General features: G+C 72.8%; 19 protein-coding genes and 1 tRNA gene. 6 read left to right on the top strand and 14 right to left on the bottom strand.

What is annotated here, in order from left to right; all coding sequences use genetic code 11:
- Nucleotides 1-23: 23 nt before the first annotated feature.
- From AQJ54_RS33155 to pdhA, 3 genes are read right to left on the bottom strand one after another with little or no spacing between them, the layout of a single operon-like run.
- Entirely contained in the window at nt 24-1,391 is a 1,368-nt protein-coding gene (locus AQJ54_RS33155) for a dihydrolipoamide acetyltransferase family protein (RefSeq protein ID WP_062243567.1), read from the bottom strand.
- Nucleotides 1,391-2,395: an alpha-ketoacid dehydrogenase subunit beta gene (locus tag AQJ54_RS33150; protein ID WP_062243564.1), complete on the bottom strand. Its 1,005-nt coding sequence runs from the start codon at nt 2,393-2,395 to the stop codon at nt 1,391-1,393. Before AQJ54_RS33150 ends, AQJ54_RS33155 begins: the two co-directional genes overlap by 1 nt.
- Nucleotides 2,392-3,537, bottom strand: coding sequence for a pyruvate dehydrogenase (acetyl-transferring) E1 component subunit alpha (gene pdhA / locus AQJ54_RS33145; protein WP_062243561.1), 1,146 nt, complete (start codon nt 3,535-3,537; stop codon nt 2,392-2,394). The genes AQJ54_RS33150 and pdhA overlap by 4 nt, the downstream gene beginning before the upstream one ends.
- Before the next feature lie 190 nt (nt 3,538-3,727).
- Here pdhA and AQJ54_RS33140 point away from each other — a divergent pair, with 190 nt between their 5' ends.
- Complete coding sequence (locus AQJ54_RS33140) at nt 3,728-4,213, top strand: Lrp/AsnC family transcriptional regulator (RefSeq protein ID WP_062025745.1); 486 nt, start codon at nt 3,728-3,730, stop codon at nt 4,211-4,213.
- Nucleotides 4,214-4,245: 32 nt separating this feature from the next.
- Here AQJ54_RS33140 and AQJ54_RS33135 read toward each other — a convergent pair whose 3' ends face one another.
- Both AQJ54_RS33135 and AQJ54_RS33130 read right to left on the bottom strand, forming a co-directional pair.
- Nucleotides 4,246-4,836, bottom strand: coding sequence for a TetR/AcrR family transcriptional regulator (locus tag AQJ54_RS33135; RefSeq protein ID WP_062243558.1), 591 nt, complete (start codon nt 4,834-4,836; stop codon nt 4,246-4,248).
- A complete protein-coding gene (locus AQJ54_RS33130; RefSeq protein ID WP_062243554.1) occupies nt 4,833-6,350 on the bottom strand; it encodes a 3-hydroxyacyl-CoA dehydrogenase in 1,518 nt (505 codons plus the stop codon). Before AQJ54_RS33130 ends, AQJ54_RS33135 begins: the two co-directional genes overlap by 4 nt.
- A 160-nt stretch (nt 6,351-6,510) precedes the next feature.
- Between AQJ54_RS33130 and paaN the strand changes: the two genes are divergently transcribed.
- Nucleotides 6,511-8,202: a phenylacetic acid degradation protein PaaN gene (gene paaN / locus AQJ54_RS33125; protein ID WP_062243551.1), complete on the top strand. Its 1,692-nt coding sequence runs from the start codon at nt 6,511-6,513 to the stop codon at nt 8,200-8,202.
- On the opposite strand, the gene AQJ54_RS33120 is transcribed toward paaN, so the two are convergent.
- From AQJ54_RS33120 to AQJ54_RS33110, 3 genes are read right to left on the bottom strand one after another with little or no spacing between them, the layout of a single operon-like run.
- Nucleotides 8,199-8,972 (bottom strand): TrmH family RNA methyltransferase, encoded by a 774-nt coding sequence (locus AQJ54_RS33120; RefSeq protein WP_062025738.1) that lies wholly within the window; start codon nt 8,970-8,972, stop codon nt 8,199-8,201. The genes paaN and AQJ54_RS33120 overlap by 4 nt on opposite strands.
- Entirely contained in the window at nt 8,969-10,234 is a 1,266-nt protein-coding gene (locus tag AQJ54_RS33115; RefSeq protein WP_062025736.1) for an HTTM domain-containing protein, read from the bottom strand. The genes AQJ54_RS33120 and AQJ54_RS33115 overlap by 4 nt, the downstream gene beginning before the upstream one ends.
- Entirely contained in the window at nt 10,231-11,148 is a 918-nt protein-coding gene (locus tag AQJ54_RS33110) for a DUF5819 family protein (protein WP_062243548.1), read from the bottom strand. Before AQJ54_RS33110 ends, AQJ54_RS33115 begins: the two co-directional genes overlap by 4 nt.
- A gap of 359 nt (nt 11,149-11,507) precedes the next feature.
- Here AQJ54_RS33110 and AQJ54_RS33105 point away from each other — a divergent pair, with 359 nt between their 5' ends.
- Together AQJ54_RS33105 and AQJ54_RS33100 are read left to right on the top strand one after the other, a co-directional pair.
- Nucleotides 11,508-12,656, top strand: coding sequence for an acyl-CoA dehydrogenase family protein (locus tag AQJ54_RS33105; protein ID WP_062243546.1), 1,149 nt, complete (start codon nt 11,508-11,510; stop codon nt 12,654-12,656).
- 69 nt (nt 12,657-12,725) lie between these two features.
- Entirely contained in the window at nt 12,726-12,908 is a 183-nt protein-coding gene (locus AQJ54_RS33100) for a hypothetical protein (protein WP_062243543.1), read from the top strand.
- A gap of 147 nt (nt 12,909-13,055) precedes the next feature.
- On the opposite strand, the gene AQJ54_RS33095 is transcribed toward AQJ54_RS33100, so the two are convergent.
- The 5 genes from AQJ54_RS33095 to AQJ54_RS33075 all read right to left on the bottom strand — a co-directional run bounded on the left by AQJ54_RS33095 (nt 13,056) and on the right by AQJ54_RS33075 (nt 18,263).
- Nucleotides 13,056-13,385, bottom strand: a complete 330-nt coding sequence (locus AQJ54_RS33095) for a rhodanese-like domain-containing protein (RefSeq protein WP_020134247.1) — start codon at nt 13,383-13,385, stop codon at nt 13,056-13,058.
- Nucleotides 13,386-13,441: 56 nt separating this feature from the next.
- Nucleotides 13,442-14,257, bottom strand: coding sequence for a J domain-containing protein (locus AQJ54_RS33090; protein ID WP_062243541.1), 816 nt, complete (start codon nt 14,255-14,257; stop codon nt 13,442-13,444).
- Nucleotides 14,258-14,535: 278 nt separating this feature from the next.
- On the bottom strand, nt 14,536-16,044 hold the full coding sequence (locus tag AQJ54_RS33085) for a DUF2252 domain-containing protein (protein WP_079070120.1): 1,509 nt from the start codon (nt 16,042-16,044) through the stop codon (nt 14,536-14,538).
- A gap of 306 nt (nt 16,045-16,350) precedes the next feature.
- Nucleotides 16,351-16,965 carry a LuxR C-terminal-related transcriptional regulator gene (locus AQJ54_RS33080; RefSeq protein WP_246091124.1) on the bottom strand — a complete coding sequence of 205 codons (615 nt, stop codon included), beginning with the start codon at nt 16,963-16,965 and terminating at the stop codon, nt 16,351-16,353.
- A gap of 17 nt (nt 16,966-16,982) precedes the next feature.
- On the bottom strand, nt 16,983-18,263 hold the full coding sequence (locus AQJ54_RS33075; RefSeq protein WP_062243538.1) for a sensor histidine kinase: 1,281 nt from the start codon (nt 18,261-18,263) through the stop codon (nt 16,983-16,985).
- A gap of 468 nt (nt 18,264-18,731) precedes the next feature.
- On the opposite strand from AQJ54_RS33075, the gene AQJ54_RS33070 reads away from it, so the two are divergent.
- Both AQJ54_RS33070 and AQJ54_RS33065 read left to right on the top strand, forming a co-directional pair.
- Nucleotides 18,732-19,475 (top strand): ABC transporter ATP-binding protein, encoded by a 744-nt coding sequence (locus tag AQJ54_RS33070; protein WP_062243536.1) that lies wholly within the window; start codon nt 18,732-18,734, stop codon nt 19,473-19,475.
- A complete protein-coding gene (locus AQJ54_RS33065; protein ID WP_062243534.1) occupies nt 19,469-22,006 on the top strand; it encodes an FtsX-like permease family protein in 2,538 nt (845 codons plus the stop codon). The genes AQJ54_RS33070 and AQJ54_RS33065 overlap by 7 nt, the downstream gene beginning before the upstream one ends.
- A 180-nt stretch (nt 22,007-22,186) precedes the next feature.
- Here the strand turns inward: AQJ54_RS33065 and AQJ54_RS33060 are convergent.
- Nucleotides 22,187-22,273: transfer RNA gene (locus AQJ54_RS33060), tRNA-Leu, on the bottom strand.
- Nucleotides 22,274-22,685 lie beyond the last annotated feature (412 nt).

Genomic DNA, 22,685 nt, shown 5'->3' with positions numbered 1-22,685 from the left:
CGGGGTGTACGGGCGGCCCCCGCTCACAGGGTGCGCAGCAGGACCGCGGGCTGTTCGACGCAGTCGGCCACGTACCGCAGGAACCCGCCCGCGGTGCCGCCGTCGCAGACCCGGTGGTCGAAGGTGAGCGAGAGCTGGACGACCTGACGCACCGCCAGTTCGCCCTCGTGCACCCACGGCTTGGGAACGATCCGGCCGACGCCGAGCATGGCCGCCTCGGGGTGGTTGATGATCGGCGTGGAGCCGTCGACGCCGAACACGCCGTAGTTGTTCAACGTGAAGGTTCCGCCGGTGAGTTCGGCCGGGGTGAGGCTGCCGGTGCGGGCCGACTCGGTGAGCCGGGCGAACTCCGCGGACAGCGACTCGGCGTCCCGGCCCTGCGCGTCCTTCACGACCGGCACGACCAGGCCCCGCTCGGTCTGCGCGGCGAACCCGAGGTGGACGGCGTCCAGCCGCACGATCTCCCGGGCCGCCGTGTCGACGGTGGAGTTGAGCTCGGGGAACCGGGCCAGGGCGGCGGTGCAGATCCGGGCGAGCAGCGCGATCAGGGAGATCTTCGGCCCCCCGGCGGCGTTCATCGCGGTGCGGGCCCGCATGAGTTCCGTCGCGTCGGCGTCCACCCAGCAGGTGGCGTCGGGGATCTCGGTCCGGCTGCGGGAGAGCTTGTCGGCGACCGCGCCCCGGACGCCCTTGAGGGGGACGCGGGTGCCTGCGGGCGCTGGCGCGGTGGCCGTCGCCGCGGTGGTGGCCGGTGCCGGTGTCGCGGCGGTCCGCAGGGCGTGCTCGACGTCGGCCCGCAGGATGAGTCCGTCGGGGCCGGAGCCGGTGAGTGCCCTCAGGTCGAGGCCGTTCTCGCGGGCGAGGCGGCGGACGAGCGGCGAGATCACGGCGACGGGGCCCTGGGCCGCCTCGGCGGCTTCGGGTGCCGGCCGGACCGCCCCGGGAACATCCGGAGCCGGCCGGACCGCCTCGGGAGCTTCGGGAGCCGGCCGGCCGTTCACCGGCGCGAGCACCTGCTGCTCCCGCCGCACCCTGCGCCTGCGCGCGGGCGCGTCCGACGTGCCGTAGCCGACCAGGACGTTCCCCGAGCCCTCGGTCTCCCGGGCCTCGGTCTGCGGGACCTCGGCGGGGCCGCCGGAGGCCGGCGCTCCCACGGCCACCGTGATCAGCGGTGCTCCGACGGGAAGCTCGCTGCCCTCCTCGCCGTAGCGGGCGGTGACGACGCCCGCGTAGGGGCAGGGGACGTCGACCATCGCCTTGGCGGTCTCCACCTCGACGACCGGCTGATCGACCGCGACGACGTCGCCGACCTCGACCAGCCAGCGGACGATCTCCGCCTCGGTCAGGCCCTCGCCGAGGTCCGGCAGCCTGAACTCCAGCACCTGCGCCATCAGTTCTCCGCCTCCCATTGCAGCCGTCCCACCGCGTCCAGGATCCGGTCGACGCCGGGCAGGTGGTGACGCTCCAGCATCGGCGGCGGGTAGGGGATGTCGAACCCGGCCACGCGCAGCACCGGCGCCTCCAGATGGTGGAAGCAGCGCTCGGTGACCCTGGCGGCGATCTCCCCGCCCGGTCCGCCGAACCCGCCCGACTCGTGCACGACGACGGCCCGTCCGGTCCGCCGTACGGAGGCCGCGACCGTCTCGTCGTCGAACGGCACCAGGGAGCGCAGGTCGACCACTTCGAGGTCCCAGCCCTCCTCGCGCGCGGCCTCGGCGGCTTCGAGGCACACGGGCACCGACGGGCCGTAGGTGATGAGGGTGGCGCTGCGGCCCGGGCGCCGCACCACCGCGCGGCCGATGGGCTCGACGGGCTGCGGCTCTTCCGGGTTCCAGGTGTCCTTGGACCAGTACAGGCGCTTGGGCTCCAGAACGACGACGGGGTCGTCGGAGGCGATCGCGGCGCGCAGCAGTCCGTAGGCGTCGGCGACGGTCGCGGGGGTGACGACCTGGAGGCCCGGGGTCGCCATGTAGTACGCCTCGGAGGAGTCGCTGTGGTGCTCGACGCCGCCGATGCCGCCACCGTAGGGGACCCGGATGGTGATCGGGAGCGGCATCGCCCCGCGGGTGCGGTTGCGCATCTTCGCCACATGGCTGATCAGCTGCTCGAACGCCGGGTAGGCGAAGGCGTCGAACTGCATCTCCACGACCGGGCGCAGCCCGTACATCGCCATGCCGACCGCGGTGCCGAGGATGCCGGCCTCGGCGAGCGGGGTGTCCGTGCAGCGGTCCTCGCCGAACTCCTTGGCGAGTCCGTCGGTGACCCGGAAGACCCCGCCGAGGGTGCCGACGTCCTCACCCATGACGTGCACGGTCGGGTCGGCCGCCATCGCGTCGCGCAGGGCGCGCGTGAGGGCCTGCGCCATGGTGGCCGGTTTGAGGGCGACGGTGGTCATCGGTGCGCACCCCCGTGGGAGTCGTGCTCGGCGTCCAGCTCGGCACGCAACTGGGCCTGCTGCTCGCGCAGTTGCGGGGTGGGCTCGGCGTAGACGTGGGCGAAGAGGTCCATGGGGTCGAGGACCGGGTCCTGGTTCATGCCGTCGCGCAGCGCGGCGGCGAAGACCTCGGCGTCCTGGCGCACGGCTTCCAGGCCGGCCTCGTCGATCAGCCCGCGCTCGGTCAGTTCGTGCTCCAGGAGGGCGATCGGGTCGTGTCCGCGCCAGGTCTCGACCTCGGCGTCGCCGCGGTAGCGGGTCGCGTCGTCGGCGTTGGTGTGGGCGTCCACGCGGTAGGTGATCGCCTCGACCAGGGTGGGTCCGCCGCCCGCGCGCGCGTGGCGCACGGCGGCGGTGAGGACCTCGTGCACGGCGACCGCGTCGTTGCCGTCGACCAGCCGGCCCGGCATGCCGTAGCCGACGGCCTTGTGGGCCAGCGACGGGGCCGCGGTCTGCTTGGCGAGCGGGACGGAGATCGCGAAGCCGTTGTTCTGGACCAGGAAGACCACCGGGGCCTGCCAGACGGCGGCGAAGTTCAGCGCCTCGTGGAAGTCGCCCTCGCTGGTGCCGCCGTCGCCGACCATGGCGAGCGCGACCACGTCGTCTCCCTTGAGGCGGGCCGCGTGGGCGAGGCCGACGGCGTGCGGGAGCTGGGTGGCGAGCGGGGTGCACAGGGGGGCGACGCGGTGTTCGCGCGGGTCGTAGCCGGTGTGCCAGTCGCCGCGCAGGAGGGTGAGCGCCTGGACGGGGTCGAGGCCCCGGGCGACGGCGGCGAGGGTGTCGCGGTAGCTGGGGAAGAGCCAGTCGCGGTCCTCCAGCGCGAGCGCGGCGGCGACCTCGCAGGCCTCCTGGCCGGTGCTGGAGGGGTAGACGGCGAGGCGGCCCTGCTTGGTGAGGGCGGTGGCCTGGGTGTTGTAGCGGCGGCCGCGGACCAGCTCGGCGTGCAGGCGGCGCAGCAGGGCCGGGTCGGCCTCGGCGGCCGCGTCGGTGCCGAGGACGCGGTGGGGCTCCGGGTCGGGCAGCAGGGGCGCGGGGTCCGTGCGGGGCTGCCAGGCGGGCGGCGGCGATGGCCGGTACGCGCCCCGCTGCTCCATGACCGTCATGACGGCACCTCCTCGTGGGAGACGGCTTCGGGCGCTGCACGGGTGTGAGGCGCCTCACCTACCGATTGTTCGGTCGTCGGCACATTTTGGCTACAGGGCCCCTCAGGCTGTGGACAAACGGTTCTCCACAGCCTGAGATGGACGCAGTACGTCCATGCTAGGGAGGCGGGGGGACATGGCACCTGAACAAATGGCCGAAAGCCCGGAGGACGGGGTGCCCCTTCCGCCCCCTCGTCCGCTCGACGCCATCGATCAGGACATCCTCCAGATGCTCCAGGCGGACGGCCGCGCGTCGATACGGTCGGTCGCCGAGCGGGTGCACGTCTCGCGCGCCAACGCCTACGCCCGCATCAACCGTCTCGTCGAGGACGGCGTCATCCGCGGTTTCGGCGCTCGCGTCAACCATGAGCGGGCCGGCCAGGGCACCTCGGCGTACATCACCCTGAAGATCGTCCAGAACTCCTGGCGCACGGTCCGCGAGCAGCTCAGACAGCTGCCCGGGGCGTCCCACATCGCCCTGGTCGGCGGCGACTTCGATGTGCTGCTGCTCGTCCACACCCCGGACAACAGATCCCTGCGCGAGCTGGTCCTCACCCGGCTCCAGGCCATCCCGGAGGTCCTGAGCACCCGCACCCTGCTGGTCTTCGAGGAGGAGGACCTGGAGCCGCAGGGCTGAGGTCAGGAGGCCTCGGAGCCGAAGGTCCGGCCTCAGGAAGCTCGGCGCAGTCCCCCGAAGATCAACTGGGCCACCGCGTCCGCCACCTCGCGTTCGTTCATGCCGCGTCCGTCCGGGCGGTACCACTCCACGATGGAGTTGATCATCCCGAAGACCAGGCGGGTCGCGAGCCGCACCTCGACGTCGTCGCGCACGTCGCCGTCCGCGGCCGCCGCCTTCAGCAGCTCGGCGACCCGGTGGTCGAAGTCCCGGCGGCGCTCCAGCGCCCAGCGCTCGGTGCCGGTGTTGCCGCGCACCCGCAGCAGCAGGGTGACGTAGGGCAGTTCGGCGATCAGCACCTCGACCATGCGCCGCACGACGTACTCCAGCCGGTCCGAGGCACGGCCCACGCGCGCGTGCTCCTCCTCGAGGATGCCGAACAGGCCGTCCAGGGCCCGGCTGACGGCCCGGCGCAGCAGTTCCTCCTTGCCGGTCACATGGTGGTAGATCGACGACTTGGAGATGCCGGCGGCCTTGGAGAGGTGCTCCATGGAGGTGCCGTCGTAGCCGCGCTCGATGAAGACCTGGACGGCGACGGACAGCAGCGTCTCGGGGGTGTACGTGTCCCGCTTGGCGGTCGTCATGAGGTGCTGCCCTCCCGCTTGTCGGAGGCGTAGGCGTGCCGGTACAGCGCGAGCGAGGGCGCGTACCGACCCGAGGGGTCGCGCAGGTGCAGGTCGTCGAGGAGGCTGTAGGCCCAGTTGCGGCCGAGCCTGCGGCTCCACTCGAAGGGGCCGAGCGGGTAGTTCACCCCGAGCCGCATCGCGGTGTCGATGTCCTCCTCGGTGGCCACGCCCTTGGCCACGGCGTCGTGCGCGAGGTCCACGATCCGGGCGACCGTGCGGGCGACGATCATGCCGGGCACGTCCCCGATGACGCTGACGTCCTTGCCGAGCGCCTGGAAGAGCCCCACGGCCTCGGAGAGGGTCTGCTGCGCGGTGTCCTGCGAGGCCGACAGGGCGATGCGGGTGGCCTTGCGGTAGTCCAGCGCGAGGTCGAAGTAGACGACGTCCCGGAACTCCACCGAGGTCTGCCCGTCGGCGAGCGCGAGCTGTCCGCCGCTCGGCAGGACCAGCCGGGTGCCGTGGTCCTCCTCGTCCTCGCGGACCGGGATGCCCGCCTCGCGGATCAGCGCGAGCAGTTCGGACGCGGGGCCCAGGTCACCCTCGACGACGACGTAGGCGGGCGCGGGGGCCCGCTCCGCGGTGTGCGGCTCGTCGCGCTCGGCGCCCTCCGCGTAGTCGTACCAGCCCCGACCGCTCTTGCGGCCTAGCCGGCCCGACTCGACCAGGCGCTGCTGGGCGAGGGAGGGCGTGAAGCGCACGTCCTGGAAGAAGGCGCGCCACACCGAGTGCGTGACGGACTCGTTGACGTCTTGCCCGATCAGGTCGGTCAGCTCGAAGGCACCCATCCTGAAACCGCCGCACTCGCGCAGCACCGCGTCGATGGTGGCGGGCTCGGCGCCCTGGGCCTCGTGGACCGCGAACGCCTCGGCGTAGAAGGGCCGCGCGATGCGGTTGACGATGAAGCCGGGGGTGTCGGCGCAGGCGACCGGTGTCTTGCCCCAGGCGCGGGCCGTCTCATACGCGCGCGTGGCCGAGGAGACGTCGGTGGCGAACCCGGAGACGACCTCGACCAGTGGCAGCAGCGGGGCGGGGTTGAAGAAGTGCAGGCCCACGAACCGGCCCGGGTGACGCAGGACGCCGCCGATGGCCGTCACCGAAAGGGACGAGGTGTTGGTGGCGAGCAGACAGTCCTCGTCGACGATGTCCTCGAGCGCGCGGAACAGCTCCTGCTTGACGTCCAGCCGCTCCAGGACTGCCTCGACGACCAGGGTGCAGTCCGCGAGGTCTTCGAGCTGCTCGGCGGCCACCAGGCGGCTGCGTGCGGCGTCGCGGTCGGCGGCGCTGAGCCGGTCCTTCTCGACGAGCCGGTCCAGGCGGGCGCCGATCGCGTCGGCCGCCTCGCGGGCCCGGCCGGGGACGGCGTCGTAGAGCCGCACGGGGTGCCCGGCGACCAGCGCGACCTGGGCGATGCCCTGGCCCATGGTGCCGGTGCCGACGACGGCCACGGGGCTGCTGAGGTCGAGTCCTGTCATGTGCGCGATCCTCCCGCACGGGGTTTTCCACAGATGCGGCGGACCCCCTTGTCCCGACCGATCGTTCGGTTACTCTAACTCTGACTGGCTGTTCCCGCCCCTGTTTCTGCCCAGGTCATGGACTCGACGAAGAGTTCGAAAGACGAGGAGTTGGTCCCGCATGGCCGCCGAACTGACCGCCCACGAGCTGATCGCCGCGCACCGGCCCACCCTCGACCAGGCACTGGAGGCGATCCGCACCCGCGCGTACTGGTCCCCGCACCCGGAGCACCCCAAGGCCTACGGGGAGAACGGCAGCCTCGACATGGCCGCGGGCAAGGCCGCCTTCGACGCCCTCCTCGGCAGCCGCCTCGACCTCGGCCAGCCCGGCACCGACGACTGGGTGGGCGGCGAGGTGTCGCCGTACGGCATCGAGCTGGGCGTCGAGTACCCGCACGCGGACCTGGACGTGCTGCTGCCCGCGATGAAGGCGGGCCAGAAGGCCTGGCGCGACGCGGGCGCGGAGATCCGCGCGGTGGTCTGCCTGGAGATCCTCAAGCGGATCAGCGACCGGACCCACCAGTTCGCCCACGCGGTCATGCACACCAGCGGCCAGGCGTTCATGATGGCGTTCCAGGCGGGCGGCCCGCACGCGCAGGACCGCGGCCTGGAAGCAGTGGCGTACGCGTACGTGGAGCAGGTCCGCACCCCCGACACCGCGGAGTGGACCAAGCCGCAGGGCAAGCGCGACCCGCTCGCGCTCACCAAGCGGTTCACCCCGGTCCCGCGCGGCATCGGCCTGGTCATCGGCTGCAACACCTTCCCGACCTGGAACGGCTATCCGGGCCTGTTCGCCTCCCTCGCCACCGGCAACGCCGTCCTGGTCAAGCCGCACCCGCGCGCGGTGCTGCCGCTCGCGCTCACCGTCCAGGTGGCGCGCTCCGTGCTCGCCGAGGCGGGCTTCGACCCGAACCTGGTCGCGCTCGCCGCCGAGCGCCCCGGCGAGGGCATCGCGAAGACCCTCGCCACCCGCCCGGAGATCCGGATCATCGACTACACCGGCTCCACGGAGTTCGGCGACTGGCTGGAGGCCAACGCCCGCCAGGCGCAGGTCTACACCGAGAAGGCCGGCGTCAACTCGGTGTTCGTCGAGTCGGCCCGCGACTACAAGGGCATGCTCGCCAACCTGGCCTTCTCGCTGTCCCTCTACAGCGGCCAGATGTGCACCACCCCGCAGAACCTGCTGATCCCCCGCGACGGCATCCGCACCGACGAGGGCCCCAAGACCTACGACGAGGTGGTCGCCGACCTCGCCCGCGCGGTCGACGGCCTCCTCGGCGACGACGCGCGCGCCAACGCCCTGCTGGGCGCGATCGTCAACCCCGACGTGAAGGCACGCGTGGAGGCCGCGGCGGGGCTCGGCGAGGTCGCCCTCGCCTCCCGCGAGGTCACCAACCCGGAGTTCCCGGGCGCCGTCGTGCGCACCCCCGTCCTCGTCAAGCTGGACGGCGCCAAGCCGGACGACGAGGCCTCCTACATGAGTGAGTGCTTCGGCCCGGTGTCCTTCGCCGTGGCGGTCGACTCGGCCGCCGACGGGGTCGAGCTGCTGCGCCGGACGATCCGCGAGAAGGGTGCGATGACGGTCGGCGCCTACACCACCGACGAGGAGGTCGAGCAGGCCGTCCAGGAGGTCTGCCTGGAGGAGGCGGCGCAGCTGTCGCTGAACCTCGTCGGCGGGGTGTACGTCAACCAGACGGCCGCGTTCTCCGACTTCCACGGCTCCGGCGGCAACCCGGCGGCGAACTCCGCGCTGTGCGACGGCGCGTTCGTCGCGAACCGGTTCCGGGTCGTCGAGGTGCGCCGGGAGGCCTAGGAGCCGCCGGGAGTTCCAGGACTCCCGGCACTCCCGAGGCTCCAGTGGTAGAGCGTCATCGCCACACTCGTGGCCAGGTTGTAGCTGGAGACCTGGGGGCGCATCGGGAGGGCCACCAGATGATCGGCACGCGCGCGTACGTCGGGTGACAGCCCGCTGCGTTCCGAGCCGAAGGCGAGGACGGCGTCGTCCGGGAGCTTCAGGCCCCGGATGTCGTCGCCCTCGGGGTCCAGCGCGAACAGCGGGCCCGGTGGCAGCTCGGGGGCCGTCAGACGCTCCACGGCGGTCGCGAAGTGCAGACCCGCCCCGCCGCGCACGACCGTCGGGTGCCAGGGGTCGAGCGGGCCCGTGGTGACCACACCGGTCGCCCCGAAACCGGCGGCCAGGCGGATCACGGCCCCCGCGTTGCCGAGGTTGCGGGGCTGGTCGAGGACCACCACGGGGGCGGTGCGCGGGGTGCGCGCCAGCTGTTCGAGGTGCGCGGCCCGGGACGGCCGTACGGCCAGGGCCGCCACCGCGGTGGGGTGCGGGCGCGGCACGAGCGCCCGGTACGACTCCTCCGGGACCTCCGTCAGCAGCGCGTCCAGGGACGGCCGTACGTCCGGAGCGAGCTCGTCGGCCAGGGCGAGCGCGGCACCGCGGTCGGCGGTGACCGCCACCGGGACCTCCGCCCCGAAGCGCAGGGCGTGCTTGAGGGCGTGGAAGCCGTCGAGCAGGACGCAGGTGTCGGCGAGCCGGCGCCACGGGCTCAGCGGATCGGTACCGGTCATGCGGGGAAGCCTACGTGCGTCGGATCGGGGTTCTCGGGGTTCTCCCGGCCCGGTTCCTTCGGTGTGCGCTGCTTCGGTGGTCGCGGCAGCGGGGCGTCCGGGTCGCCCGCGAGGCGCTTCCGGAACCGGGTGCGCAGTCGGGCACGCGCGCGTGCGGCTCCCTCGCCGAGGCGGCGCAGGAACGGCGTCGGCAGGAAGACCGAGTCGGCGGCGATCATCGCCAGCGAGAAGAACGGCAGGCCGAGGACGACCGCAATCACCGCGTGCTCGGTGATCATCGCCGCCAGCAGCACGTTCTTGACCCGGCGGTTGAACAGGGTGAAGGGAAAGGCGACCTGGACGGCGACCGTGCCGTACGTCACCAGCATCACCATGAGGCCGTTGGCCGACAGCAGGTCGGCGAGGGCGGGCCAGGGTGAGAAGGACTCCAGGTGCAGGGGGTAGTAGACGGCGGTGCCGTCCTGCCAGCGGGAGCCCTGGATCTTGTACCAACCCGCCGTCGCGTAGATCAGACAGGCCTCGGCCATGATCACGAGCAGTGCGCCGTTGTGGACGATGTTGCCGATGACGTCGAGCATGATCCGGGACTGACCGGACCGCCCGAAGCGTCCGACGGCCCACCACAGGGCCTGCGCCAGCCACAGGACCCACAGCAGCACCGGCACGACCGGATCGCCGTCCAGCCTGCCCAGGAAGGTCGCCGACACCAGCACGAGCCCGAGCACGACCCACAGGGCCGGGCCGGCCCGGTCGACGACGTGCTCCCCGCGCGCGTGTGCCTCGCGGGTGCGCCGGGCCCGCCGCTCGTCGAGCGACCAGACCTGGCCGCAGCGGGTGAGGACCAGGTAGATCGACATCAGGTGCAGGACGTTGTCGCCGCCGTCGCCCATGAAGACGCTGCGGTTCTGGAGCGAGAGCACACCGACCATGAACAGCACCGACATCGCACGGGTGTGCCAGCCGAGCAGCAGCAGGAGGCTCGACAGGACGGCGAGCACATAGACGGTCTCGAACCAGAGCTGTCCGTCCGACCACATCAGAGCGCTGAACGCGCCGTTGGCCGAGACCAGCTGCTCGGCGAGGTTCCAGCTCCAGGGGCCGTCGGGGCCGTACAGCTCCTGGCGGTGCGGCAGCTCGCGCAGCAGGAACAGCAGCCAGGTCGCGCTGAAGCCGATGCGGATCATCGCGCTCTGGTAGGGACCGAGGGCGGCCTCGGTGACCCGGGCGATCGCGTTCGACACCGCGAGGACGAATCGGTTCACCGGACGCTCCCCTCGGTGTCGTCCGCCGTCACCGGCCACCAGGACAGCTCCCGGAAGACCGGCTGCACCGAGACCTTCTCGTCGCTCCACTTCGGCGGCGGGACGTTGGAGGTCCGGGAGCGCACCTGGACGCTCACGAGCACGTCACCGCGCGCGAGGGCGTCCTCGCGCCCCATGCGGAGCACCGCTATGCGCCGCAGATACGCCTCGGACAGCGAGCCGCGCAGACCAATCGGGCGGTTGTTCGCGTCGTGGGTGGCGACGAAGAGGTCCCAGGAGCGCCGCAGCTCGTTCTGCTGGGTGTGACTGGGCAGCGGATTGCCGTCGATGGCCCGGCCGTCCTGGGCGGACAGGTCGTACCAGCCCGTCGTACGGCTGCCCCCGTCCGCCCCACGGATCCGGGCCCTCACCTGCACCGCGACGTTCTGCTGCAACGGGTTCGGGGCGAACAGCTTCCAGTTCTGCTCGAACTCCGGGTAGATCCAGTCGTCCACCGCCCCGCCGTGCTGCCTGGTCACCGTGTTCACCGGCGCGACGTGCAGGAACACCATCCCGATGTGCACACAGACGGCGATGGCGACGAGGGCGAGCGCCAGGGCGACCCCGATCTGGTGGCGGAGGGAGAGGGCGGCCACGCCGGTGCGGGGGTTGGGGTCGGGGTCGGGGTCGGGGGGCGTCGGGCGGGGGGTGGGTATCGCGGTGCGCGCGGGGGCGGGGGCCGGCGTGGACCCGGGGGGTTCGGCCGGTTCGCTCGCAGCGCTCGCTTCGGGGCTGGGGGTCGGATCGCTCGGGGTGCCCGCTTCGGGGCTGGAGGTCGGATCGCTCGGGGTGCCCGCTTCGGGGCTGGAGGTCGGATCGCTCGGGGTGCCCGGGTCGTCGTGCCGGGGGGTCGAGCCTCTGTCGTGCGCGTCCATTCCGCCCCGTTCCCGATTCCGGTCCGTTCCGCGGCCACCCCGGGCCGTGGGGCGCCGCGGTGGCTCGCACCGGCACGGTACTCAGGCCCGACCGCCCCGCACAGCCCTTGTCGAAAGCCCCCGGCGTGGCCGTCCTCACGTCCGGTCCGGTTTTCCACAGGGGACGGCCGAGGGTTTTCCACAGCGGTGGACACCTTACGGCGCCTCGCCCACCATGGATCACATCAACCGAACGATCGGTCGGCCTCCGCTCCGCCCGGAGGTCCGTCGACCGTTCCCTTCTTCTAGAACCTGTTCTATCTTGACGGACCGTCAGATCAGCTGACCCGATCTGCCGACCCGTCGGAAGGACAGGGACCGTGGACTTCACCTTCAGCGAGGAGCAGCAGGCGGCGGCCGAGGCGGCGCGGGGGGTGTTCGCCGACGTCGCACCGGACGCGGTGCCGTCCCCGGCCCTCAGCACGGGCGCCGTGGCCGACGAGTTCGACCGCGCGCTGTGGGCGAGGCTCGCCGAGGCGGACCTGCTGAGCCTGCTGGTGGCGGAGGAGCACGGTGGGGCGGGCCTGGACGCGGTCGCGCTCTGCCTGGTGCTGCGCGAGTCGGCGAAGGTGCTGGCGCGGGTGCCGCTGCTGGAGAACAGCGCGGCCCTGGCCGCCGTACAGGCCTACGGCGGCCAGGAGTTGAGGGCTGACCTGCTGGAGCGGGCCGGGCGCGGGGAGCTCGTGCTGACCGTCGCCGCGAGCGGCCGGACGGGACATGACCCCGCCGAACTCGCCGTCACCGCTCGGCAGGTGGAGGGTGCGGGCGAGGGTGCCGGCTGGGTCCTGGACGGGGTGCAGACCGCCGTGCCATGGGTGTACGACGCGGACTTCGTCGTCGTCCCCGCGCACACCGCCGCGGACCGGACCGTCCTCGCCCTGGTGCCCCGGGACCATGACGGGGTCGCGCTCGGCGAGCAGTTCTCCACCAGCGGGGAGCGGCTGGGCGAGCTGCGGCTGGACTCGGTGCGGATCAGCGCGCGGGACGTGATCGAGACGGAGGGGGCGTGGGAGTGGCTTCGCGACCTGCTGACCACCGGGACCTGCGCGCTGGCGCTCGGTCTCGGCGAGCGGGTGCTGCGGATGAGCAGCGAATACACCAGCGGGCGCGAGCAGTTCGGGTACCCGGTCGCCACCTTCCAGGCCGTCGCCGTGCAGGCCGCCGACCGGTACATCGACCTGCGCGCGATGGAGGTCACGCTGTGGCAGGCCGCGTGGCGGCTCTTTTCCGGGGCACGCGGGGCGCTGCCGGTCTCGGGTGACGTCGCCGTGGCGAAGATCTGGGCCTCGGAGGGGGTACGGCGGGTGGTGCAGACGGCCCAGCATCTGCACGGCGGCTTCGGCGCGGACGTCGACTACCCGCTGCACCGGTACCACGCCTGGGCCAAGCATCTGGAACTGTCCCTCGGCCCGGCGGCGGCGCACGAGGAGGCGCTGGGGGACCTGCTGGCGGCGCATTCCCTGGGATAGGTGAAACCGCGGGGCCCCTGATCGGCGACTGAGAGGATGACGGACCGCTCCGACCGAAGGAGGCTGAGCATGATGCTGCTCGCCCTGTCCGGCATCCTCGTGCTCACCGTCGGGGGATGCGTCTGCGTCTGGTGGGCGGCCCGGGGCGGCCCCCGCTGGACGCGCGTGGTGTCGGCCGCCACCCTCGCGACGGGCGAACTGACCCGCCGCGCGAGCCGCTACGACCGGAATCCGAGCGGCCAGGACGACTGAGCGCCACCGCGCGGGGCCGACGGCGGCTCAGACCGCCGGAGACACGGCCCTTCTCGACACCCGGGCCCGCCCGACCCCGTGCCGCCCTTCTCGACACCCTGGCCCGCCCGACGCCGTGCCGGTCCGGGCTCCCGGTACCGCCGGAGGCTAGAGCACGAAGCCCGGTCGGCCGTCGTCCGTCACCACGGGGCGGCCCGTCTCGGCCCACAGCTGCATGCCGCCGTCGACGTTCACGGCGTCGATGCCCTGCTGGGCCAGGTACATGGTGACCTGGGCCGAACGTCCGCCGGAACGGCAGATCACGTGCACCCGGCCGTCCTGCGGGGCGGCCTCGGTCAGCTCGCCGTAGCGGGCGACGAACTCGCTGATGGGGATGTGCAGGGCCCCTTCGGCATGACCCGCCTGCCATTCGTCGTCCTCGCGGACGTCCAGCAGGAAATCGTCGTCCTTGAGGTCCGTGACCTGGACCGTGGGCACACCACCACCGAAATTCATGGTGCCGACGCTACCCGACGCCTTCGGCGCCCTGCCGGTCACTCCTGCGCGAGCAGCTCCGCGAGCTCCGCCTCGCGCGCGGAGACGTCGGCCAGGAGCTGCTCGGCGATCTCCTCGAGCAGCTGGTCGGGGTCGTCCGGGGCCATCCGGAGCATCGAGCCGATCGCGCTCTCCTCCAGCTCCCGCGCGACCACGGACAGCATCTCCTTGCGCCGGGAGAGCCATTCGAGGCGGGCGTAGAGCTCCTCGCTGGGCGTGGGCCCCTGCTCCGGGAGCTTCGGCCCGGCGGCCCACTCCTCGGACAGCTCCCGCAGGAGCGCCTCGTCGCCGCGGGAGTAGGCCGCGTTGACCCGGGTGATGAACTCCTCGCGCCGGGCCCGCTCGGTGTCGTCCTGGGCGAGGTCCGGGTGGGCCTTGCGGGCCAGCTCGCGGTAGAGCTTGCGGGCCTCGTCGCTGGGGCGGACCCGCTGCGGGGGCCGCACCGGCTGGTCGGTGAGCATGGCGGCGGCCTCCGGGAAGAGGCCCTCCCCGTCCATCCAGCCGTGGAACAGTTCCTCCACGCCGGGCATCGGCAGCACCCGGGCGCGGGCCTCCTCCGCCTTGCGCAGGTCCTCGGGGTCGCCGGTACGGGCGGCCCGGGCCTCGGCGATCCGCGCTTCCAGCTCGTCGAGGCGGGCGTAGACCGGGCCGAGCCGCTGGTGGTGCAGGCGGGAGAAGTTCTCGACCTCGATGCGGAAGGTCTCCACCGCGATCTCGTACTCGATGAGCGCCTGCTCGGCGGCCCGCACGGCTCGCTCCAGCCGCGCGGTGCCTGTGCCTGCGGCAGCCGTGCCGTCGGGTTCCGGGGACGTCATCCGGACAGCGTAACGGTGTGGGGGGAAGGCGGGCGCCAACTGGGGTGCCGGGGCCGGTCTAGGGGCGGGTGCGGGTGCGTGGGGGCTGGTCGCGCAGTTCCCCGCGCCCCTGGGTGGGTGCGGCCGGACCAGCTCGAAGGCCGATGCCTCCGCTCCCCGCGCCCCGGGGTGAGTGCAGCCGGACCGGCGCGAAAGCCACCGTCTCCGCTCCCCGCGCCCCTGAGTGGGTGCAGCCGGACCAGCTCGAAGGCCGCTGTCTACCTCAGCCCCCCACCTCCTCACACCCCCGTCTCCGCCGCCACCCTTCCCGACCGGATTCCCGTCACCAGCTCGCCGTGGTCCGCCTCCGTGCGGTCCGCGTAGGTGACGGCGAACGTGGCGATCGCCTCGTCGAGTTCGTCGTTCTTGCCGCAGTAGCCGGAGACCAGGCGGGGGTCGACGCTGTGGGAGTGGGCGCGGGCCAGGAGGGCGCCGGTCATGCGGCCGTAGTCGTCTATCTGGTCGGCGGAGAGGGCGGCAGGGTCGACGCTGCCCTTGCGGTTGCGGAACTGCCGGACCTGGAAGGGGCGGCCCTCGACAGTCGTCCAGCCCAGCAGGTTGTCGCTGACGACCTGCATCCGCTTCTGGCCCAGCACCACCCGGCGGCCCTCGTGATCGACCTCCGGGACCTCGAAGCCCGCGGTGACCAGGTGGGGCACGAGGGCCGAGGGCCTGGCCTCCTTGACCTGGAGGACCAGCGGTTCGCCGCGGTGGTCGAGGAGCAGGACGACGTAGGAGCGGGTCCCCACACTGCCCGTACCGACGACCCGGAACGCCACGTCGTGCACCGCGTGCCGGGCCAGCAGCGGCAGGCGGTCCTCGGAGAGCGTGGTCAGGTAGTGCTCCAGGGACGTGGCCACCGCCGCGGCCTCCGCGTCGGGCACCCGGCGCAGCACCGGCGGCGCGTCCACGAACCGGCGTCCGCCGTCCTCGGTCGGTTCGGTCGACTTGGCCGCGAAGCGTCCGCTGGTGTTGGCCCGCGCCTTCTCCGAGACGCGCTCCAGGGTGCCGACGAGGTCGTGGGCGTCGGTGTGGGAGACGAGTTCCTCGTCCGCGATGGCGTTCCACGCGTCCAGCACCGGCAGCTTGGCCAGCAGCCGCATGGTGCGCCGGTACGCGCCGACCGCGCCGTGGGCCGCCGCACGGCAGGTGTCCTCGTCGGCGCCGGTCTCCCGGCCCGCGAGGACCAGGGACGCGGCGAGCCGCTTGAGGTCCCACTCCCAGGGGCCGTGCACCGTCTCGTCGAAGTCGTTCAGGTCGATGACCAGTCCGCCGCGGGCGTCGCCGTACAGACCGAAGTTGGCCGCGTGGGCGTCACCGCAGATCTGGGCGCCGATCCTGGTCATCGGGGTGCGGGCGAGGTCGTAGGCCATGAGGCCCGCCGAGCCGCGCAGGAAGGCGAACGGTGTGGCCGCCATCCGTCCGACCCGCAGCGGGGTGAGCTCGGGGATACGGCCACGGCTGGACTCCTCGACCGCGTCGACCGCGCCCGGACGCGAGATGTCGAGGTCGAGCGCGGCATGGGCACTGCGCGGCACGCTCTCGCGCAGCGCCTTGCCCTGCTTCTTGGGCGAGTCCTTGTGGGGGTGAGCGGGCCACCGGGCGAAACCGCGCACGACAGGCCGCCGCGCCGCGCTCGCGACGGCAGCACTCCCTGCCGCAGCACTCCCTCCGGCAGCACTCCCCGCGGACTCTGCCGCTGCCTCCGCCGCTGCCCCGTCCTGTGCCCCCGCACCGGTCTCGGTCATCGCGACCGCCTCCCCCGCACCTTGCTCCGCGCCGGTCCGCCGTCCGGTCCGCGCGTCAGGATCATCAACTGGTGCAGACCGTACAGCCACCAGCCGAAACGCGTCAGACCCCGTGGACAACCGGGTGACCGTCAGCCGGCCTTGTCCACAGCCTGGTCCTGGGACCTTGTCCACAGCCTGGTCGTGGGACCTTGTCCACAGCCTGGTCATGGCTCCTTGTCCACAGCCGGGCCGTTGGCCCCTGTTGGTCCCTGTCCACAGCCGGGCCGTGGGTCCATGCGGCCTGCGTGGCACGTGTCGGCCCTGTCATGCCCGCAGATACGCCAGCACGGCCAGCACCCGGCGATGCGTCTCGTCCGCCGGTGGCAGGTCCAGCTTGGTGAGGATGCCCCCGATGTGCTTGCCCACCGCCGCCTCGGAGACCACCAGTTCCCGTGCGATCGCCCCGTTGGACTTGCCCTCCGCGATCAGCGCGAGGACCTCCCGCTCGCGCGGGGTGAGCCGCTCCAGCGGATCGCGGCGGCGGCGCAGCAGCTGCCGTACGACTTCGGGATCGACCACGGTGCCGCCGGCCGCCACCTCGGCGAGGGCGTCGACGAACTCCTCGACCTGGCCGACCCGGTCCTTGAGCAGGTAGCCGATTCCGGTGCCGTCGCCGGAGTCGAGGAGTTCGGAGGCGTACGTGCGCTGCACGTACTGGCTGAGGACCAGCACCGGCAGGGCGGGGCGGCTCTCGCGCAGGCGGACCGCCGCGTGCAGGCCCTCGTCCTGGAAGCCGGGCGGCATCCGGACGTCGGTGACGACGATGTCCGGGCCGTGCTCCTCGACCGCGGCGATCAGCGCCCGCGCGTCGCCGACGGCCGCGACGACCTCGTGGCCGCAGCGGTCGAGCAGGCCTATGAGACCCTCGCGCAGCAGCACGCTGTCCTCGGCCAGGACTACGCGAAGCGATCGGCCGCCTCGCTCAACTCGGTCGCCTCGCAAGGGAACTCCACACGCAGCAGGGTCGGTCCGCCCGGCGGGCTGGACAGCGAGAGTCTGCCATCGAGGACCGACACCCGGTCCGCGAGTCCGGTCAGTCCGCTGCCCGCCGAGGCGTCGGCGCCGCCACGGCCGTCGTCCCGGACCTCCAGCAGCAGCCGTCCGGCCGCGTACCCACCGCGCACCTCGGCGCGGCTCGCCCCGCTGTGCCGGGCGATGTTGGCGAGTGCCTCGCAGACCACGAAGTAGGCGGCCGCCTCCACCGCCTGGTCGAACCGTCCCGGAAGGGAGAGGTCCACCTCCACCGGGACCACGGAACGGTCCGCCGCGTCGGCGACGGCGGCCTCGATGCCGTAGTCCGCAAGCACCTTCGGGTGGATGCCGTGGATGAGCTCGCGCAGTTCGGCGAGTGCCTTGCCCGCCTCGTCGTGGGCCTTGGCGAGCTGGTCGGCGAGCGGTCCCGGCGGGGCGTCGAGGCGGGCCAGGCCGAGGGTCATCGTCAGGGCGACCAGGCGTTGCTGGGCGCCGTCGTGCAGGTCGCGTTCGATACGTCGGCGCTCCGCCTCGAAGGCGTCCACCAACCGCACCCGGGAACGGCTCAGTTCGACCACCCGGGCGCCCAGGTCGCCGTCCCGGTCGGCGATCAGCAGCCGCGTCAGTTCGGCGCGGGCGCCGGCCGCGACGCCCAGGGCGTAGGCGCCGAGGGCCAGCAGGAGCACACCGAGCACGGCGACCCCGAACGCGGTCGGCCAGGTGGTGACCGTCCACTGCTTGAGCACCTTCGTCTCGTCGCCCTCCCCGATCGTGGCCATGAGGAGCGGGGTGGCGGCCATGGAGAGGGGGAAGAGCAGCGCGACCGTGACCACCAGCGCGTCCAGGGGCCACAGCAGGACCGTGAACAGCACGGTGTACGCGAGTTCGCGCCAGGTGATCTGCTCCCTGAGCCGGGTCGTGAGCCACGACCGCAGTCCCGGGGCCGCCGGCAGCTGGTGCGGTTCGGGCACCGGGTCCCGGTCGACCATGCGCAGCCTGCGCCGTTCGACGCGGCCCACCGGGAGGCCGGCGAGCGCGAGCACGAGCAACAGTGGCAATCCAACCAGCATCACGGCCAGCACACCGCCGACGGCCGCCGACGTCACCAGGGCGACCAGGGCGAGGACACCGGTGAGCGCGCCGCTCAGCAGGTACCCGGCCGCACGCCAGGGCCACGCCGACAGCAGGAAGCCCGGCCGGGACATGGCCTGCCACACATTGCGAAGGTGCATGCGCATCACCGTAGGAGGGCGGTCGGTGCCTGGGCGATGGGGCCAGGGGGTGGGCCGGGGGTATGCCCTGCCCTACCCCGACTCTCGCCCCTGCCGCACTGCGCGGCGGTCGCCCCGCGCGGTTTGGTGGAGCCACGGTTCAGCCCGGACCGCCCACGGCCGCACAGTCCATGCCGGCACCGGCCACGGACGCCGACGGCCCCACCACCCGGCCACAGCCGCCGACGACCCACCACCCGGCCACAGCCGCTCGCCGCACCACCCGGCCACAGCCGCTCGCCGCACCACCCGGCCACAGCCGCTCGCCGCACCACCCGGCCACAGCCGCTCGCCGCACCACCCGGCCACAGCCGCTCGCCGCACCATGCCCGCCCCAGTCCGCCCCAGGTACAGCCACCCCCGTCATGCCCGCCCGACCATTCCGCCACCAAGTGGGGACAGATGAACCACAACGACCACGCCATCCAGCTGTGCTCCGTCAGCAGGAGCCACAAGGCGGGCGACAGCGCCGTCACCGCCCTCGACCGGGTCTCCCTCTCCTTCCCGCGCGGCACCTTCACCGCCGTCATGGGCCCCTCCGGCTCCGGCAAGTCGACGCTGCTCCAGTGCGCCGCGGGGCTGGACCGCCCCACCTCGGGCTCGGTCACGGTGGGCGGCACCGAGCTGACCGGGCTCAGCGAGACCAAGCTGACGCTGCTGCGGCGTGAGCGCATCGGGTTCGTGTTCCAGGCGTTCAACCTGCTGCCCGCCCTGACCGCGGAGCAGAACGTCGCCCTGCCGCTGCGACTGGCCGGCAAACGGGTCGCGAAGGCCCGGGTCCGTGAGGTGCTCCGACAGGTCGGCCTCGGCGACCGTGCCCGGCACCGGCCCACCGAGATGTCCGGTGGCCAGCAGCAGCGTGTCGCCCTGGCCCGCGCCCTGATCACCCGCCCGGAGGTCCTCTTCGGCGACGAGCCGACCGGCGCGCTGGACTCGCGGACCAGCCGTGAGGTGCTGACCCTGCTGCGCTCCATGGTCGACCGCGAGGGCCGGACGATCATCATGGTCACCCACGACCCGGTGGCCGCCTCCTACGCGGACCGTGTGATCTTCCTCGTCGACGGCCGCGTCAACGGCGAGCTGACCGGTGCGAGCGCGGACGACATCGCGGCCCGTATGACCAGGCTGGAGGCCGTGCCGTGCTGAGTGTCGCCCTGCGCACCCTGCGCACCCGCTGGGTCACCTTCGTCGGCAGCTTCGTCGCGCTCTCGCTGGGTGTCGCGCTGCTCGCCGTGATGGGTCTGGCCCTCGCCTCCTCCCTGGACGCGCCCGAGCGCCAGCCCGAGCGGTTCGCCGCGGCGCCGGTCGTCGTCCGGGGGCAGGACACCCTGTCCGTGCGGACCCCGATCGGCGACCGCACCCAGAAACTCGTCCACCCCCGCGCGGTGCCCGAGGCGACCGTGGGCAGGCTCCGCGAGCTCGGCACGGTCGTCGCGGACCGGTCCTTCGCCGTACGCGCCGCGAAGGGCCCCGGCGACCTGGTCGGACACCCTTGGTCCACGGCCGCCTTCGCGCCCTACGCGATCGACGCGGGCCGTGCTCCCCGAGCCGCCGACGAGGTCGTCGTCACCGGTGACTGGGCGCGGCCGGGTCAGCGGGTCGAGACCGACCGGGGGACCGTGACGGTCGTCGGCACCGCCACCCCGCGCCGCTCAGGCACCGACACCCCGCACCCCTCCGGCCCCACCACCCCGCACCCCTCCGGCCCCACCACCCCCCACACCTCCGCCCCCACCACCCCCCACACCTTCGAGAACGCCCTCTTCTACACCGACGCCCGCGCCGCCGAACTCTCGCCGAGGAGCACCCAGCTGGTGGTGAAGGCGGCGGCGGCCGATGTGCGGGCGGCGGTGCAGGGCCAGGGCCTCCAGGTCCTCACCGGCACCGACCGCCGGCTCGCCGACGCCGACCCGGACCGCGACAGCGAGGCGCTCACCGCGATGAACGCCCTGTTCGGCACCGCGGGCGGGGTCACCGCCTTCGTATCGGTGTTCGTCGTGGCGTCCACGTTCGCCTTCGCGGTCGCCCAACGGCGCCGGGAGTTCGGCCTGCTGCGCACCGCTGGGGCCACTCCCGGTCAGGTACGGCGGATGGTGTTCGCGGAGGCCCTGATGGTCGGTGTGACGGCGTCGGCGGCGGGCTGTGCGCTCGGCGCGTACGGCGCCCCGAAGCTGGCCGCGTGGATGGTCGACGGCGGCCTCGCGCCCGCCTGGTTCACCATCGGCGACTTCACCTGGCCGTACCACGTGGCCTTCTGGACCGGGCTGCTCGTCGCGCTGCTCGGGGTGATCGCCGCGTCCTGGCGGGCCGGCCGCACCGGGCCGACCCAGGCGCTGCGCGAGGCGTCCGTGGACACCGAGGCGATGACGTGGGGCCGCAGCCTGTTCGGGGCGGGCCTGCTGCTGACCGCGACCGTGACACTGGGGCTGGCCCTCTTCTCCGACCCGGGCGAGCTGCTGCACCGCAAGACCTATGTGAGCCGCCCGATGCTGCTGATCACCGCGATCGCGCTGCTCGCGCCGGTCCTGGTCGGTCCGCTCACCCGGCTGATCGCCTGGCTGCCGGCCCAACTGCCCGGCGCGGGCGGGATGCTGGTGCGGGAGAACGCGGCCGCGGGCATCCGCCGCACGGCGGCCGTCGCCGCGCCGGTCCTGGTCACCGTCGCCCTCGCGGGCTCACTGCTGGGCGCCACGGCCACCCTGAACGAGGCGAAGGCCACCGAGACCCGCGAGCAGACGGTCGCCTCGTTCGTCGTCACCCCGGCCGGGGGCGGCGGGTTCGACGCGGCCACCGTGAAGAGGTTCGAAGCGGTCGAGGGCGCCGAGGTCTCGGCGACCTCGTCGAGTGCGGTGTACGTCCTGGAGGACGGGGTCGCCCTCGTCAGGTCCGAGGCCCGCGCGGCCGACGCGGGACCGCTCGCGAGGACCGTCCGTCTGCCGCTGGCCGCGGGGAAGGTGAGCGACCTCGACGACGACTCGATCATCGTCAACGAGGAGTGGGAGAAGCACACCGTCGGACAGCGCGTGGACGTGTGGCTCGGGGACGGCACGAAGAAGTCGCTGCGGATCGCCGCGGTGATGACGACCGGCACCGGCAACAACGGGGCCTATGTCACCCCCGCCAACGCCCCCGGCGCGACCGTCGACCGGGTGGACGTCGCGCTCGCCGAGGGGGCCGACCCGGCCACCGTGGCCGCCGCGCTCACACGAGCCGGCGGACATGTCTTCACCAAGGACCAGTGGGTGCAGGCCAGTTACCCCGAGACCAACCGGACCACCCGGTACGGCTTCATCCTGGTCCTCGGCATCGCCCTGCTCTACACCGGGATCTCCCTGGCCAACACCATGGTCATGGCGACCTCCGACCGGGTGCGTGACCTGGCCGTCCTGCGGCTGGCCGGGGCCACCCGGTGGCAGGTGCTCGCCATGGTCGCCGGGGAGGCACTCATGGTCGTCGCCGTCGGCGGAGTGCTCGGACTCCTGGTCGCCGCGCTCAATCTGGCGGGCCTGTGGAGCGCACTGGGTCTGCTGTCGGTGCGGAGCCCGGTGCGGCTGCCGTGGGCGGAACTCGGAGCGACCGTCGGCTCGTGCGCCGTACTCGCGATGGTGTGCTCCCTCGCCCCCGCCGCGCTGGCCATGCGGCGCCGGGCGGGGGAACTGGCCGGCATGCACGAGTGACCCGCTGACCAGGCCCCGGCTCATGAGAACGGTGCGCCTTCGCTCAAGAAGCGTCCACTTTCGCTCGAGAAGCGTCCACCTTCGTGAGAGACCTCACAGCGTGACCCCCACCACCACCCGGTCCCCCGACCAGGCACAACAAGAAGCCCCTCAGGTCCAGGACCTGAGGGGCTTCCAGTGTGGTGCGCGAGGGGGGAGTTGAACCCCCACGCCCTTGCGGGCACTGGAACCTGAATCCAGCGCGTCTGCCTATTCCGCCACCCGCGCATTGGGTGTGTCCTCTGGCTCCTCGCCTTGCGGTCCGGCGCCTTCCGACACGCAGAACATTAGCACGCTGGAGGGGGTGGGTTCACATCGCTTATCGGCGGGCAGCCGCCCACCAGCGGGTACGCACGCACCCGCCGGACCCGGGGTGCCGCCGGCCACGTAACAACCCGCGCCGGATCACGTACCAACCTCGTACCGGAGGCCCCGTCCGCCCAGGAGCCGGTCGGGGTCCACAGTCAGGTGCGGGACACTTGTCTGCGGCCGCCTCTACGATCCTTGACGAAGGAGTTCGACAGCGGAGTTCGAAGGGGTGCTCCACAGGGAACTTCGGAGGCGTCGACACCTGTCGACCGTGCCGACAGGGGGAACCAGCCGATTCACCGGCGCGTGGATACGATCAGTAAGCAGTACC

It is taken from the genome of Streptomyces griseorubiginosus (assembly GCF_001514195.1).
Taxonomy (GTDB): domain Bacteria; phylum Actinomycetota; class Actinomycetes; order Streptomycetales; family Streptomycetaceae; genus Streptomyces; species Streptomyces griseorubiginosus.
Note: the sequence above shows the minus strand (reverse complement) of the source record. Positions and strands in the feature narration are given on the sequence as shown.

What these genes read in the sequence shown, in the direction of transcription:
- AQJ54_RS33155 (WP_062243567.1), bottom strand. Translation starts at nt 1,391, where the DNA reads ATGGCGCAGGTGCTGGAGTTCAGGCTGCCGGACCTCGGCGAGGGCCTG.
- AQJ54_RS33150 (WP_062243564.1), bottom strand. Translation starts at nt 2,395, where the DNA reads ATGACCACCGTCGCCCTCAAACCGGCCACCATGGCGCAGGCCCTCACG.
- pdhA (WP_062243561.1), bottom strand. Translation starts at nt 3,537, where the DNA reads ATGACGGTCATGGAGCAGCGGGGCGCGTACCGGCCATCGCCGCCGCCC.
- AQJ54_RS33140 (WP_062025745.1), top strand. Translation starts at nt 3,728, where the DNA reads ATGGCCGAAAGCCCGGAGGACGGGGTGCCCCTTCCGCCCCCTCGTCCG.
- AQJ54_RS33135 (WP_062243558.1), bottom strand. Translation starts at nt 4,836, where the DNA reads ATGACGACCGCCAAGCGGGACACGTACACCCCCGAGACGCTGCTGTCC.
- AQJ54_RS33130 (WP_062243554.1), bottom strand. Translation starts at nt 6,350, where the DNA reads ATGACAGGACTCGACCTCAGCAGCCCCGTGGCCGTCGTCGGCACCGGC.
- paaN (WP_062243551.1), top strand. Translation starts at nt 6,511, where the DNA reads ATGGCCGCCGAACTGACCGCCCACGAGCTGATCGCCGCGCACCGGCCC.
- AQJ54_RS33120 (WP_062025738.1), bottom strand. Translation starts at nt 8,972, where the DNA reads ATGACCGGTACCGATCCGCTGAGCCCGTGGCGCCGGCTCGCCGACACC.
- AQJ54_RS33110 (WP_062243548.1), bottom strand. Translation starts at nt 11,148, where the DNA reads ATGGACGCGCACGACAGAGGCTCGACCCCCCGGCACGACGACCCGGGC.
- AQJ54_RS33100 (WP_062243543.1), top strand. Translation starts at nt 12,726, where the DNA reads ATGATGCTGCTCGCCCTGTCCGGCATCCTCGTGCTCACCGTCGGGGGA.
- AQJ54_RS33090 (WP_062243541.1), bottom strand. Translation starts at nt 14,257, where the DNA reads ATGACGTCCCCGGAACCCGACGGCACGGCTGCCGCAGGCACAGGCACC.
- AQJ54_RS33085 (WP_079070120.1), bottom strand. Translation starts at nt 16,044, where the DNA reads ATGACCGAGACCGGTGCGGGGGCACAGGACGGGGCAGCGGCGGAGGCA.
- AQJ54_RS33075 (WP_062243538.1), bottom strand. Translation starts at nt 18,263, where the DNA reads ATGTCCCGGCCGGGCTTCCTGCTGTCGGCGTGGCCCTGGCGTGCGGCC.
- AQJ54_RS33070 (WP_062243536.1), top strand. Translation starts at nt 18,732, where the DNA reads ATGAACCACAACGACCACGCCATCCAGCTGTGCTCCGTCAGCAGGAGC.